We start from the raw sequence: 13,525 nt of genomic DNA on the forward strand, positions 1-13,525 counted from the left end.
CCGCTTTTCCCCGGACGCTCTCTCACTTCCTGCCGCTTTTCCCCGGACGCTCTCCCACTTAGGGGGCGCTTTTTCTGGACCCTCTCGCACTCGTGTCCGCTCGTATGTTCACGTCCGCAAGGTGCCGCTGACAGGTGAGTGCGTTACATGTAACGTTGGTTCTATGAGCGTTAGGGATCGTGTCGCGCGGCACCGGATAGCCATGCGCGAGCGGGGGTTTCGTCAAATCCAGATGTGGGTGCCAGATGCGCGTTCGGACGAGTTCCAGCGGGAGGCCCAACGTCAGGCGCGCGCTGTCGCCGCCTCCGACCACGCGACCGACGACCAGGATTTCGTCGAACAGATCTCAGAAGACTTGCCGGAGTGAACCGCGGCGAGCTGTGGACGGTATCCGCGGGAACGTATGCTCAGAAACCCCGCCCGGCTCTCATCATCCAGGACGACCTCTTTGCGGAGTCGGAGTCCGTTACGCTTCTACCCCTGACGTCGCACCTTGCGGATGCTCCACTGCTGAGGCTGACCGTTGACCCCGGCCAACTGAACGGTCTGGATCGCGTCAGCCAAATCATGGTCGACAAGCTCACAACTGTACGCCGAACCAATCTCGGCCACAGGATAGGCCGGATTGATTCAGAAACGATGGTGGCTGTTGAGCAGTCGCTCGCTGTATTCCTCGGCCTGGCTCGATAACCGGGTTAGGAGGCTCAGTCCTCCAGCTGCTTGAGCGCCCAGCCCCAGTCAATGAGTTCTTGCTCCAGACGGACATTCGAGCCATAGTCGCTGTTCCCCAGAGCTTCATATAACGCGGCTTCTGCCGCTGTCAGCCGCGTGAGCGCCGCCCGCGAGGGCGTTGCTTCCGTACCCCAAACATCCTTGTGTGCAAGCAAGGTTTGCTCATCCATGAGTACGCTCTCCACGTGCGGATGGACCGCTCGGAGCTGGTCCAGGATCCGGAAGCCATGGCTGTCGATGTCGCCCCAATAGAGGACCCGGCAGTCCCGGAGCCAGGCGGCGTCCCGAAGGGAAGAAAATCCGTACCCGCCCCCGTAAAGCGCCAGTGTCCCCAGGCGGTCAGGAAGCGCGAGGAAGTTCACCTGGTTTTCCGTGGCAATTACAGTGTCCACCGGCAGCCGCAACCTGCTGAATGCTTCGGCTGTCACTGTGATGTCCCGCGCCCCGCCGAACAGGTCAGTCCCAGGATCCAGCAGACGAAACCTCACCAATTCCGGGGGGTGCAGGAACCCGTGCCGTCGCGCGAATCTCGCCGCCGGCGTCCTTCCTGCGCCGTCGTCGAGCCCCGCGTCGTGGTTCGAGGACTCCAGCTCATCGTCACCGGCGTACATTTCCTGGTCGCCGGGTGAAGATCCGATGTCGGCCAGCATTTGGTCAATAACCGGCCGGTGCCGCTCGATGAACTTCGTGTGAACCCCGGGCAGGCTGAGCTGCCGGACGTAGATCCCCGGCGCCGGGTTGTCCCGCAGCCACAATGCCACGCGCGCCGCCGTCAAGGCATCCGGCCCCAGCTCGAGCAGCTTCAGTGGCCGCCGCGTTATCCAGTCCACCAGCCGGGGATCCAGCCCAGCAAGACCTTCGGTCAGCGACTGAAAAACGCCGACGTCCCGCGCCGTCCCAACAAAGCCAATCTCGTCCTCAACAGTGGCAAATACAGCCGCAGCGGGGATGGCATTCGGGCCCACAGTCCGGCGCCCGATCTCCACTGTCTCCAATGAGTAAGCACCTGCCCCGGAAGAAAGCTCAGCTGCCCACGCGCGGACCGCTGCGTAATCACTGAGCAGCTCTGCCGCCGTCGGCCGTTTCAGCGAACGACGGCGGGGGTACAGTCCGCTGGGTTCCAGAACCTCGCGCAGCAGCGCGCCGCTGTTCCACGCTTTCAGTGACTGCGCACGCAGACCCGTCAGCGTGGTCCACGCCTTAGTGGCCACGCCGGGCCTTCTCCTCGCGGTACTCCTGGATGGTCATGTTGCGCAGCTGCGAATCATCGCCGTTGGTGTTGGCCACGAAGCCAACGTGGGAAACGAACGGCTCGATCACGTGGATCTTCTGCAGGGGAGTGACGATCAACAGCTGCAGCTTCATCCGCTGGAACAGCTCCAGCCCGTACCGGGCGGACTCGTCCGAGCCGCGGCCGAACGCCTCGTCAATCACCACGAACCGGAAGCTCCTGCCGCTGCCGGCGTTCCTGCCCGCTCCCTTGCCGGACCCCAGCCCGAACTGGAACGCCAGCGCCGCCGCCAGGATGGTATACGCCAGCTTCTCCTTCTGCCCGCCGGACTTGCCGCCCGAATCCGTGAAGTGCTCGTACTCCTCGCCGGTCTCCGTCCACTTCTCCGACGCCGAGAACGTGAACCAGTTCCGCACATCGGTAACCTTCACCGTCCACTTCCGGTCGAGGTCCGTCAGTCCTTCCCGGCCGCGGAACCGGTCAATCAGCCGCTCCACCTGCAGGTACTTCTGCTCGGAGTATTGGTCCGTCTCGCCGATGGTCCCCTCCGAGCACGCCCTCAGATCGCTGCCGAACTCGCGCACGTCCTGGTCCGACGTGGCCTGATGCTCCAGCTGGATATGCCGGCCCGTGTTGTAGGGAATACCCGCCAGAGACTGGTTGATCTCGCCGATGCGGTCGATGATGTTCTGCCGCCGGCTGTCCAGGAACGCATTGAAGGCCACCACTTCGCGGATGGTGTTCTGGTTCAGCAGGTCCTTGAACTGATTCTCGAACCGGGGCAGGTCGTTGCCCGCCAGCTGTTCCAGCAGCCGGTTGTAGTCCGCCGCGGCTTCCAGCGCAGCGTCGAAGTCGGTGGTTTCGTTCGGGTACTTGTTGCGGAAGTCCGCCATCTGCCGGACCGTGCTCTCCGCTGCACGGGCGATCCTCTTGGACAGTGCGTCGATGGTGTCCGTAAGACCGCTCCGCACGGTGCTTTCCACGGTGGCCGTGTTCTTGTAGGTGAGCGGTTTGTCGCCGAGCGCCGCTTCGGCGAGGCGTTCGACGGCGGCTCGCACCCCGGCGTCGTCCGTCACCGGCGTCCCATCCAGGACGGCCCGGCACTCCTCGATCGCCTCGGCGATGTCCCGCGCGTCCTTCTCGTTGGCGCCCAGCCGTTCCCGCAGCTTGCCCGCCTTCTCCTCCAGCCGCTCCAGCCCGTCCGTGACCTGCTTTTGCTTGGCCATCAGCTGCTGCAGGACGTCGCTGGTGGTTTCCAGTGCGCGCTTCTCGGACTTCAGGTCCTCGATGCTCCGGGCCGTGGCCTGCCAGCTGATCTCGCCGAACTCCGTGACGGAACGGACGGTGCCCAGCTGCTGGTTGTGCCGGCCCACCGTCCCCAGCTCCCCGTTGACGCGGCCCAGTTGCCCGGCCACTACCTTCAGCTGGCCCTGCACCTCGTCCAGATCGGCGCGGAACCCGGCGATCTTGTCGTGGTTGTCCCAGCCCAGTACATAGTTGCGCCGGTCAGCCAGGTCCTTGCGGTCGTCCTTCTCGTGCCGGCCCCGGCCGCCTTTGAGCTGGCCGTTGGCCGTGAGCGCCTTGGGGTAGCGGCGGAAGTCGGCCAGGTTCTCGCAGCAGAAGTAGTCGAACCGGCTGCTGAGCTCGTCCTGCAGGAAGTCCCGGAACAGGGTGCCCTGCTTGATGGCGATTTTCGCCGCCAGCGTCCCCGGCTCGGCGGCCCTGGGCGCGTAGGAGTCGCCGATCCTCAGGTACACCAGCCTGCCCCGGAGGTTGTTCGCGTCCACCCAGCTGCTGACCGCGGCATAGTGCTCCGCGGGGACCAGAAGCGAGAGGGCGAACCCGCGGAGGGTTCGTTCGGCAGCCCCCTCCCACGCGGCCTCGCCGTCGCGGACCTTGAGCAGCTCGCCCGCGTACGGCAGTTCGGTGTCCGTGATCCCGGTGCCGTCGCAAAGACGGCGGCGGATGTCCAGCTGGGGGAGCGGGATCAGGTTACGCCGGGCCTGCAGGCTGGTGAGCTCGGCTTTGATTTCCGCAGACCTGGCCTCGAGCCCTGCCTGCTGGATGGACAGTGTGGTGCGCTCCTCATGCAGCACTTCCGACCGCGCCGCCAGGTCCTGCTCCACCCCGGCGAGCCTGGCGCGGTTCGCGTCGAAGAGGACGCGGTCCTCCGGGACCTGCAGTCCAAGGTCCCCCGCAGCGGCCGAGTAGGCCTCGAACCGTTGGCGCTGCTCGGCGGACTTGGCGGCCAGGGCGGCCAGCTCGGCGTCGATCGCTGCGAGCCGTCCGCCGCCGTTGGTGCGGATGTCTTCCTCCACCCCGGCGAGGTCCCGGCGCAGCTGCTTGATCTCGCCGTTCAGCCGCGCGGAATCCTCCTTGAGTCGTACGCCCGTCTGCTCCAGTTCGGCCTGGTGCTCCAGGCTCAGCTGCAGCTTCCGGTCCGTGAACCAGGGATGCAGCTGGTCGCGCTGCCCGCGGGCCAGTTCGTCGTCGGCGGTCAGCCCGGCGTGCAGCGCCGCGCCTTCCTTGATGGGTGTCAGCAGGGCGATCTGGTCCTTGGCCCGCAGGACGGCGTCGTGGGCCTTCTTCAGGTCGTCGAAGTGGTGGATCAGGTTGGTGATCCGGGTGGCGACATCGTCCTCCTCCAGCATGTTGCTCCGCACGAACGAGGTGATGTTCTCCACCTGTTTCATGGACACCGTGCGGTGGAACAGCTCCATGGCCTGGTTGCCGCTGATCCCGAACTGGCGCTTGAAGGCCGCGGCGTACGGATCGAAGGTGTCATGGACCGACACACCGGCGGCGCGGAGCTTCTTCTTCAGCTTCAGCGGGTCCTGGCCGAAGTTGCTGAAGTCCCCCGCGATGCTCTGGTCCGTTTCAGCGAGCGAGTAGAAGCGGTTGGGCTGCCCGGCCTCCTGCGTTGCCCACAGCGTGATACCCAGCGTGACCCACTTGCCCAGCACTGCATTGTGGAAGACCCCCAGCACCACGGTCAGCTGGCCCGAACCGCGCAGGGCCACCGGCTTGGAGTACTCCCCGCCGGTACTCCGGGCGCTCTTGTGGAACCCCCGGACGTACGACATCAGGGAGCGTTCCTTCTTCTGCGCTCCTGCGGCTTTGTTGTATTCGATTTTGTGCGCGGGAAGCAGCAGTGTGGTGATCGCATCCACCACCGTGGATTTGCCCGAGCCGATGTCGCCGGTGAGCAGGCTGTTCGCCCCTTCCAGCCGGAACGTGCGCACCCCCTGGTGGAACGTGCCCCAGTTGAGCAGCTCCAGGCGGTGCAGCCGGAAGCCCGGGGGAGTACCGCCCTCGGCCGCTGAGTCATCCAGGCTGAACAGGCTACCCTGCAGGTCCGTGGTGAGTTCCGCCGTCACTAGCCCTCCTCCGATACTTTGGCGGGCGGCTCACCGGCGAGCGTCGCTCGGTAGTCAGCCAGCCGCGCGTCGAACTCTTCCAGCCACTGCGCATCCAAGTACGCCTTCAGGATCCGGGCCACCTCGTAAGTATCCGTTTGCCCCTTGAGCTTCCGCAGGAAACCGAGCTCCACCACCTTCTTGATGTCGGTGCCCAGCCGGTCCAGGACACGGGCCTCGTTGCTGGATTCAGGCAGGAACACCGAGACCATGTCCGCGATCTCCTGGTCGGTCATGATAAGCCGGACCTCGCTGCTGTTGATGTCGAACTCCATCATGCGGCGGCGGAGCAGGGCCAGCAGCAGGCTGACGTGGAACGTTAGGCTGCGGCGGGCAATCAGCCGGGGAAGCGTCGCGTCCGGATCATCCTTGGAACGCAGGAACGCGTAGCCCTCGGATTCGTCCAGGACCAGGTCCAGGCCCAGCACCGCGACGTAGTCCCGCACGTGGGAGGTCAGTCCGAGCAGGGACTGCCACAGCTTCTCGTCGTTCTCCGCGTAGAGCACGCCTTTGAACAGCCGCGTGACGACGGCGGGAAGCTCCTCCGGCGTGCGGGTTTCAGTGTCGGCTGTGGCTGGGGTGGCGGGGTTCATGCCGGCCTTCCGAAGATGATCTGTTCGATGGTGGCTTCGCGCATGCTGCCGTCCGGCAGGTCCCAGGCCAGCTGCTGGGACTGCTCCGGGTTGATGGTGGCCCAGTCCGATTCGGTGGCCAGCTGGTAGTACGCCACCACCTCCGCGAGGCCCTGGGAGAGGGGGTGCGCGTCGGTGACTTCGGCCAGGGTGGCCTGCTCCGCCTCGGCCAGGACGGCGTCGATGTTGGCCCGCAGGCGTTCTTTATCCACGAAGAACTGGCCGAACAGGGCCGAGGCGTCCACGTCGCCGTCGTCAGCCGTTTCGACGGCGTCGTCCAGCAGCACTTTGCGGCTGGGCTCATAGAGGGGCCGCTCGAAGGGCAGCACCATATCGACGGACGGTGTCTCAATCTCCATAAAAGCGCCCGACGGCGGTGCCTCCCGGGTGCCCAACGCGCCGGATTCGATACTGCGGATCAGCTGCATGATGCGCTTGTTCTCAAGGAACACTTTGTCGTCCAGGAGCCGGCGCATTTGCTGGGAGAGCTGGCGGACCGTGGCCTGGGTCTGTTCGACGGCAGGCAGCCAGTCCTGGTGGAGGGTGGCCAAGCTACGGAGATGGTCCGATGTGGCCAGCGCCTCGATCCGCGTGGCTCGTTGAAGCAGGTCCTGCAGTTCGGTGCGCAGCTGCGGCGACATCAGATAGTCCCAGAACCCTTGGAAAGTGCGGCCTTGGAGGGAGCTGCTGATGTCCTGCTGGTTTTCGAAAATCGATTCCAACAGTTCACCCTGGGTGCCGTCCCACGTGGCGATTTGCTCGCGCACTTGGCGGTCGAGTTTGCGGAAGTTCTGCTCCACCTCACGGAAATCGGAGAGCAAATCCTTGGCAAGTGCCGTGAGCTGCTGGAGGTGGTCCAGCGCTTCCGGGCCGGTCATGACGCGGACGTTGCCCTCGCGGATCCGCTGCATCTCGGCGTCGATCCCGTCACGCTGGCGCTGTAGCTCGGCGAGCCGCACCTCCGGGTCCGTCTCAGACTGCTGCACCAATTGTTTGAGCACCGCGAAGATGCTGGTGAGGCGGGACTGCGTGGCCACGAAGTCCCGCCCGCGCAGATTTTCCACCCACCGGACCACGTCCTCGGCCGCAGCCGTGAGGTCGTAGTGGGGTTCGTCCTCGCCGGGGACGTAGTACTTCCTTAACCATTTGCGCTCGTCGGCGGCCCAGTCATCCAGGTATTCACCGGCGGGGCGTGGGAACCTGTCCTCGCCTTCGCTGTCCCGCAAACCGAACAGCACGTCATCCAGGACATCGATCAGCTCCTGCCGGCCCAGGTTGCGCTGGTTGGGTCCTGTGAACGCGGCCATGAAAAACGTCAGTGCCAGGGGCGCATTCTGGGCGCGGAGCAGTGACCAACCTGCATGGTTTTCCCGCAGGGAGTTGATGGCGTAAAAGTCCATTCGGATCCTGTGTTTGGTGCGTCACGTCGTCGGTTTTTACTTTAGGCGACGCCCAAGACAATCTTCACCCTCAGGTGTCGACGCCGGGCTTGAGGCCCTGTTCCGGTGCCGGCTCCGGCGTACGTCGGAGGCAGGCCCCCAAGGTTTGGGGATGGCCGAGTCCGAGAGGGCTCGGGCAGACTGAAGCGCTGATTATGCACATTTGTGCAGCGGCCCGTGGGAGCTCTCCCATGGATCAAGTGCAAGCGAACCAGCTACTGACCAGTAACAACGCTTCGGATTGAGGTATCTGAGGGCGCGGAGGATGCTCCGCCCAACAAGGCCCTTTTTGGCGCACATTCGTGCAGCCCGGCCCCGCTGGGACGGCAGTGATGCCAGCATGGAAAAACCCGGCCGGTGCTTGAACGCCACAAGCGATCTCCCCATCGGCCGCCCCCGCTGACACACAAACAATGAGGTTTCTATGTCACTGCTTACCAAGACCCTGTCCGTCGCCGCAGCCGCCGTCCTTGCCGGATCCCTGGCTGTGGCTCCCGCCCAAGCCAACACGCTCGACGTTGCCCCGCCGGGGGCCAACGACTGGTCCTGTAAACCAACCGCCGAGCATCCGTATCCGGTCATCCTGGTGCCTGGAACGTTTGAGAGCATGGCGAAGAACTGGTCCACCCTGTCGCCGTACCTCAAGAGCGCCGGGTACTGCGTCTTCGCCCTCAATTACGGCGAGACGAACGGCGTGTATGCCACCGCCCCCGTGGCCGACTCCGCGCAGGAACTCGCCCCGTTCGTGGACGCGGTACGTGCTGCCACCGGCGCCAAGAAGGTGGATCTCGTGGGCCACAGCCAGGGCGGCATGATGCCCCGCTACTACATGGGCTTCCTCGGCGGTGCCAAGAATGTCAACAAGCTCATCGGCATCGCACCTTCCAACCATGGCACTGAAGGCGTCATCGTCCCGCCGCCGGGCTTTGTGGGGGATCCGGACTACACCGGCCTGGGCTGTGCAGCCTGCGCCGACCAGCAGGCAGGCTCGGCATTCATGCAGAAGCTCAACTCCATCGGCGACACCGTGGCGGGACCTTCCTACACCGTCATCTCGACGGTCTACGACGAAGTCGTCATTCCCTACAACAGCCAGTTCCTTAGCGGCCCGTCACGACAGGTCACGAACCTCACCATCCAGGACAAGTGCCCGGCCGATCTCTTCGAACACGACCAGACGCCGAACGACCCCGTGGTGCACCAGATCGTGGCCCATGCACTGGGCACGCCTTCGGGTCCTGCAGACCCGGCATATCAACCCGCCTGCATCTAGCAGTCCTAAACCAGTGACTAACGACGGCGGCCGGCAGCAAAGCCGGCCGCGCGCCGTCGTCATGACTACGTCGTAATGCCTACTTAGGGGCGTTCAAGGCGTCGAACTGCTCCTGCCAGTGGGCCAGTTCCTGGTCCACCTCCCGCCTGCGCGACGGAGTCCACTTGGGCCAGATGTCAGATGCGACGCGGGTTTCGGCCGCGGCCTGCTCGCGGGCGGGAGGAGTGTTGCGCGGGGAGGTGCCAGCGGTTTTCAGTGGCGGCTTAGGCCCGGAAGGTCCCCGGGGCGCGTTCCGCTGGGGCGGCACCCGGGGTATGTTGCGCTTGGATCTGCCAGCGTTCTTCCGCCCGGTGATCCGGTGCGTAAGTACTTCAAGGCCGGCTAAGAGACCGAGCACGACCCAGATAATGCCGACCAAGACCAAGGCAACCACCAACACAGCAATCCACAGCAGGATCCCGATTGCAGGGATGAGCACCACGAGCATGGTCGGTCTCAGAGTGTGTCGGGAATTGCGCGGCCCGGAAAGAGCGCAGGGACCGCGGTCTCGCCAGGATGAATGGTGAAGAAGTTGGTCACTAGAATGGGCCCCTATCGGTCGTCATGCAAGACCAGGACCTCACCCAGAGCAGCATGATATCGCCTGCCCTCAAACCGGACAATGGCACGCAGCTTAGTTCGCCGCACTATTGTCTCGACGCGTCCGCGCGACGGGTCAAACCGGAAACCGCCCGAGTGGAATTAACAAAACGGGAATTGCTAAAAAGCACTATCCAGTGGGTGAATTCTGCCGCAAGATGGCGGAATGAAAAAGATCTTCGTAGCCGGTTTTGCAGCCGTAATCATGGGCCTCGGCGGAATTGCCGTGGCAGCCCCGGGCAACGCAGCCCCGGGCAACGCAGCCTCCGAATCCTCACCTGTCGCGGGACAAATCGTGGTGAAGTTTCGGGACAACGGCGCGGCAGCCGGGGTCTTGCGCCAGCACGGGCTCAGGGAGGGTGCGGGAATCGGCAGCACCGGAGCCCAACTCGTCAAAGTGCCGGCCGGTAATGAACTCAAGCTCATCGAGGCGTTGAGCCGGAACCCGGCAGTTGAGTACGCCGAGCCGGACGAGCTCGTTACCGCCGCAACCGATGACCTTTTCTTCGACCGCCAGTATGCCCTCCAAAACGACGGCCAGTCCTTCGCCAACACCCTCAACACGATGACTGTTGGCGAGGGCAAAGCGGACGCTGATGTGGACGCCGTCGAAGCGTGGACCGTCACCGGAGAACCGGGCACGCGGGTTGCCATCGTCGATTCGGGTGTGGCAATCGACCACGAGGACATCTCGCCGAGGGTCGTTGCACGGACCAACTTCAGTGAAACCAAAATCTCTAAACCCGAGGACTACGACAAATACGGCCACGGCACCCACGTCGCCGGCATCGTTGCCGCCGTCCACAACACCAACGGTGTCGCCGGTGTGTGCCCGGACTGCACCATCCTTGATGCCAAAGTGCTCAACGACAACGGGTCCGGTGCCAGCTCATCCATTGCCAGGGGCATTGACTGGGCGGTGGCCAATGGTGCCAAGGTGATCAACTTGAGCCTCGGACAGCGCGTCTCTTCTCGCACCCTCGAAGCCGCCGTGAACAACGCCTGGAATCGGGGTGTGGTGATCGTGGCCGCAGCGGGCAACGCCGGTACCCAGGCGAAGATCTACCCGGGCGCCTATCCCAACGTTATCTCCGTGGCCGCGACCGACAACACCGACACCAAAGCTTCCTTCTCGACGTACGGAAAGTGGGTGGATGTCGCTGCGCCGGGTGTCAACGTCTATTCGACCTTCCCGAACCACACCTTCGTCCTGGGCACGCAGAACGGCCGCTCCACGGGTTACGACGTTGCCAGCGGCACCTCGATGGCATCGCCGATAGTTGCTGCCACTGCAGCCCTTGTCTGGAGATCGCAGACAGACCCTACCAACGCATCCGTCCGGGAAAGGGTCGAATTGACTGCCGACAAAATCCCTGGGACGGGCACCAACTGGGCGTTCGGCCGCGTGAACGCCTGCGCTGCGGTAGGTTGCACCGTCCCTTAGCCGCTGGTAACCGCCCTTAGGGCTGTACGACGGCGGCACGGCCGCCGTCGTAGGGCACCTGGTCGCCGACCTTGAGGTCCTGCAGCTCCCGGTGAATGCGCGTCGCCGAGTGCTTTCCTTCGACGTCCCGGGCGCGGAACATCGCCCGCTCCACCCGGTCGTGGGTATAAAACCCGGCACGGTAGATCCCCATTTGGAGGATCCAGGGCCATACTCGCTCCGGCGGCACGTCATTGGTGATGGCCCGGGTGCTTTGGGACGTCACGAGGCACGTGGCCTCCGCAGCACTGGATTCGTGTTCTTGTCAGGCCCACCCGCCCCGAGGAGACTTGCTGTATGCCGTCCGCTAACGCGGGTGGCGGTGTTTCTCCTTTCGGGGGCGGCGCCCTCCTGGCTGGTCGGGGAAGTCGTGGATGCATCGGGGTTGCGGGACGAGTTTGTGGTGGTCAACGGGGAGGCTGCGGGACGCCGGATCCGCATTCCGCATGGCACCACCACCATCGGCAGCGGCGAAGGCTCGCGGCTCCGCCTGCCGGTGTCCGGAGTGAGCCGCCGCCACGCCGTGCTGACCTCGCTGGACGGCCGGACCGTCGTCGAGGACCAGAACTCGCGCAACGGTACCTGGGTCAACGGCCACCCGATCACCGCGCCCACCGAACTCACCGACGGCGACGAGGTCCAGTTCGGGCAGGTGCTGCTCCGCTTCATTGAAGGGACGTACGACGGCGGCAGCGGCCCGCCGCACGCGGCTGGCGGCCACGATTCGCGGCAGCGGGCCCCGGCAGCTGCGCCGAAGAAGGGCCTCGGGGCTGCACTCCTGTTCGCGGCGGCGATCAACGTGGTGGGCCTCATCGGCAACAGCCTGACGGCGTTCCTGACCGACCTGACGCCCACCTGGACGTGGTTCGTCACACCAGCGATGGGCCTGGCAGTGGCCCTGGGCGGGGAGACGCTGAGCTACTTGAAGGACAAGGGCGCGAAGGCACCCAAGCGGCCGGTACGTCCGTACCACCCCTCTAGCCAAAGGCAACCGTCACGGCCGCCGCGCCCGCTTCGGCCCGGCCGCCCGGAACAGACTGCACCCCGCTCCCGCCCTATCGTCGTGACGCTGATCGCGACGCTGCTCCTGCTTGGCGGCGGCGGCTGGCTGGTGGCTGCAGGGGTGAGTTACGCCGTCGGCTATTTCTCCGGGAACGAGGAAGGCACCCAACGGCTGGCCCGCCAGGTGGTGACGGAAGCGCAGGGCGTCACGGTGACCGTCCTCGGAGTGCAGAGCACCGACCATTTCACCCGTGTTGAGATCCATGTCAGGAACGGGACCAGCAATTCCATGTCACTTCCGCTGTTCCACAACGCCATCCTCACGGGTCCGGATGGCACCACCTTCGACGCCGATTCCTTCCGGAGCAGCTGGCAGCCCGAGATACCGCCCGGGGGACAGCGCAGGGGGACCATCAACTTCGAGAGCCAGCTGCCGGACACAGGCGGCATGGTGTCCCTCAGCTTCGTCACCGTCTTCCTGCAGGGGTTCGACGGGCCGCGCTCCATCACCGTCCCGGACATCGAGCTCATGCCCCTGGTGGTGCCGATTGCCGAAACCCGTGTAGAGTAGTTCCTGTTGTTGTGTTTATGCAGTTGGTAGTTCAGGCAGTACGCGGGGTCGAAAGTCCTCGTTCTTCTGAAGTAGCGGTTTTGAACACCCCACACCGGAGGACCCGAAAGTCGGGACTTTTCCTCCACCTTCACGAAGGACAAAAATAATGGCTACTGGTACCGTCAAATGGTTTAACGCTGAAAAGGGCTTCGGCTTCATTTCCCCCGATGACTCCTCACAGGACGTTTTCGCACACTACTCTGCGATCAACTCCTCCGGTTTCCGCTCCCTCGAAGAGAACCAGAAGGTCTCCTTCGAAACCGAGCAGGGCCCCAAGGGTCCCCAGGCCGTAAACATCCAGGCTATCTAATTTCGTAGATACCCGGGACCGTTTAGGTTTCATAAAGCAGGGCCTGCCGTTTGGCAGGCCCTGCTTTTGTTTAACCCGGTTGTGCCACAGCCCGTGCATGGCGGTTGAACGCCATCCCGAGCGGAGGGGATCAGCTCAGCTCAGCGCAGCACAGACATCGATTACTCGGCCCGCTCCGCTGAACACCCTCTTTTCTTCGAAGTTGTCCGCGTAGATCGCGTAGTTGAATTCGCCGACCAGCACGTAGATGCCTTGTAGGTCTGAATCCGGGTTGTTGACTACGATGTTTCTGCCGGTGACAACGGTCTCGATGATGTCGCGCGGCGTTGCGTCCACGACGACTTCCCTGCGAACGCCGGTAATGACGTAGCTGACAGATTCGTCTGTCTCTTCATTGGTCAGGGTTATCTTTTGACCCGGTGACGTTACCGTTGTCACGTTCCCGTTCGTGATCGTCTTCGTCTTGCCGGTCAGCGTGTACGAAACGTCGAAGTCGCAAAAGATCCCTCCTGGCAAGAGGCCGCCGTCCTCGACGGGCGTGGGCGGTGCCGCATGCACAGTCCCTGAACCGGCAATGAGTGCTACGAATAGCAGCGGTAAGGCAAGAATTTTCTTCATGGGGAGATTCCCTTCAATGAGTTGGGAAGTGCGCATTTCGTTCAACTCAGTTACTGCGCACATTGTCGGCCGGACAATCAATGAGTGCGTGTTCTCACGCGAGAACAGCGCGAATGAGTCACCCCAGGAAATTAGCT

12 protein-coding genes are annotated in these 13,525 nt (G+C 63.9%); 6 read left to right on the top strand and 6 right to left on the bottom strand.

The window, feature by feature from the left end; translation table 11 throughout:
• Nucleotides 1–163: 163 nt before the first annotated feature.
• Together RW112_RS18770 and RW112_RS18775 are read left to right on the top strand one after the other, a co-directional pair.
• Nucleotides 164–367, top strand: coding sequence for an antitoxin MazE-like protein (locus RW112_RS18770; protein WP_317783202.1), 204 nt, complete (start codon nt 164–166; stop codon nt 365–367).
• Nucleotides 364–690, top strand: coding sequence for a type II toxin-antitoxin system PemK/MazF family toxin (locus RW112_RS18775; RefSeq protein ID WP_317783203.1), 327 nt, complete (start codon nt 364–366; stop codon nt 688–690). Before RW112_RS18770 ends, RW112_RS18775 begins: the two co-directional genes overlap by 4 nt.
• Before the next feature lie 14 nt (nt 691–704).
• Here RW112_RS18775 and RW112_RS18780 read toward each other — a convergent pair whose 3' ends face one another.
• The 4 genes from RW112_RS18780 to RW112_RS18795 are packed head-to-tail and all read right to left on the bottom strand — an operon-like array spanning nt 705 to nt 7,411.
• Nucleotides 705–1,943, bottom strand: a complete 1,239-nt coding sequence (locus tag RW112_RS18780; protein WP_317783204.1) for a Wadjet anti-phage system protein JetD domain-containing protein — start codon at nt 1,941–1,943, stop codon at nt 705–707.
• The gene (locus RW112_RS18785) at nt 1,933–5,340 is read right to left on the bottom strand and encodes an ATP-binding protein (protein ID WP_317783205.1); all 3,408 of its coding nucleotides are present in this window, start codon (nt 5,338–5,340) and stop codon (nt 1,933–1,935) included. The genes RW112_RS18780 and RW112_RS18785 overlap by 11 nt, the downstream gene beginning before the upstream one ends.
• The gene (locus RW112_RS18790; RefSeq protein WP_317783206.1) at nt 5,340–5,972 is read right to left on the bottom strand and encodes a DUF4194 domain-containing protein; all 633 of its coding nucleotides are present in this window, start codon (nt 5,970–5,972) and stop codon (nt 5,340–5,342) included. Before RW112_RS18790 ends, RW112_RS18785 begins: the two co-directional genes overlap by 1 nt.
• Nucleotides 5,969–7,411: a DUF3375 domain-containing protein gene (locus RW112_RS18795; RefSeq protein ID WP_317783207.1), complete on the bottom strand. Its 1,443-nt coding sequence runs from the start codon at nt 7,409–7,411 to the stop codon at nt 5,969–5,971. The genes RW112_RS18790 and RW112_RS18795 overlap by 4 nt, the downstream gene beginning before the upstream one ends.
• 463 nt (nt 7,412–7,874) lie before the next feature.
• Here RW112_RS18795 and RW112_RS18800 point away from each other — a divergent pair, with 463 nt between their 5' ends.
• Both RW112_RS18800 and RW112_RS18805 read left to right on the top strand, forming a co-directional pair.
• Nucleotides 7,875–8,723 (top strand): esterase/lipase family protein, encoded by an 849-nt coding sequence (locus RW112_RS18800; RefSeq protein ID WP_317783208.1) that lies wholly within the window; start codon nt 7,875–7,877, stop codon nt 8,721–8,723.
• 805 nt (nt 8,724–9,528) lie between these two features.
• On the top strand, nt 9,529–10,806 hold the full coding sequence (locus RW112_RS18805; RefSeq protein WP_317783209.1) for a S8 family serine peptidase: 1,278 nt from the start codon (nt 9,529–9,531) through the stop codon (nt 10,804–10,806).
• A 16-nt stretch (nt 10,807–10,822) separates the two neighbouring features.
• Here RW112_RS18805 and RW112_RS18810 read toward each other — a convergent pair whose 3' ends face one another.
• The gene (locus RW112_RS18810) at nt 10,823–11,071 is read right to left on the bottom strand and encodes a hypothetical protein (RefSeq protein WP_317783210.1); all 249 of its coding nucleotides are present in this window, start codon (nt 11,069–11,071) and stop codon (nt 10,823–10,825) included.
• Between the two features lie 90 nt (nt 11,072–11,161).
• Between RW112_RS18810 and RW112_RS18815 the strand changes: the two genes are divergently transcribed.
• Nucleotides 11,162–12,418, top strand: a complete 1,257-nt coding sequence (locus tag RW112_RS18815; RefSeq protein WP_317783211.1) for an FHA domain-containing protein — start codon at nt 11,162–11,164, stop codon at nt 12,416–12,418.
• A gap of 148 nt (nt 12,419–12,566) precedes the next feature.
• Entirely contained in the window at nt 12,567–12,770 is a 204-nt protein-coding gene (locus RW112_RS18820) for a cold-shock protein (RefSeq protein WP_003806113.1), read from the top strand.
• A gap of 135 nt (nt 12,771–12,905) precedes the next feature.
• Here RW112_RS18820 and RW112_RS18825 read toward each other — a convergent pair whose 3' ends face one another.
• On the bottom strand, nt 12,906–13,388 hold the full coding sequence (locus tag RW112_RS18825) for a hypothetical protein (protein WP_317783212.1): 483 nt from the start codon (nt 13,386–13,388) through the stop codon (nt 12,906–12,908).
• Nucleotides 13,389–13,525 lie beyond the last annotated feature (137 nt).

This window comes from Arthrobacter sp. B10-11 (genome assembly GCF_033142195.1).
In the GTDB taxonomy this organism is placed as follows: Bacteria; Actinomycetota; Actinomycetes; order Actinomycetales; family Micrococcaceae; genus Arthrobacter; species Arthrobacter oryzae_C.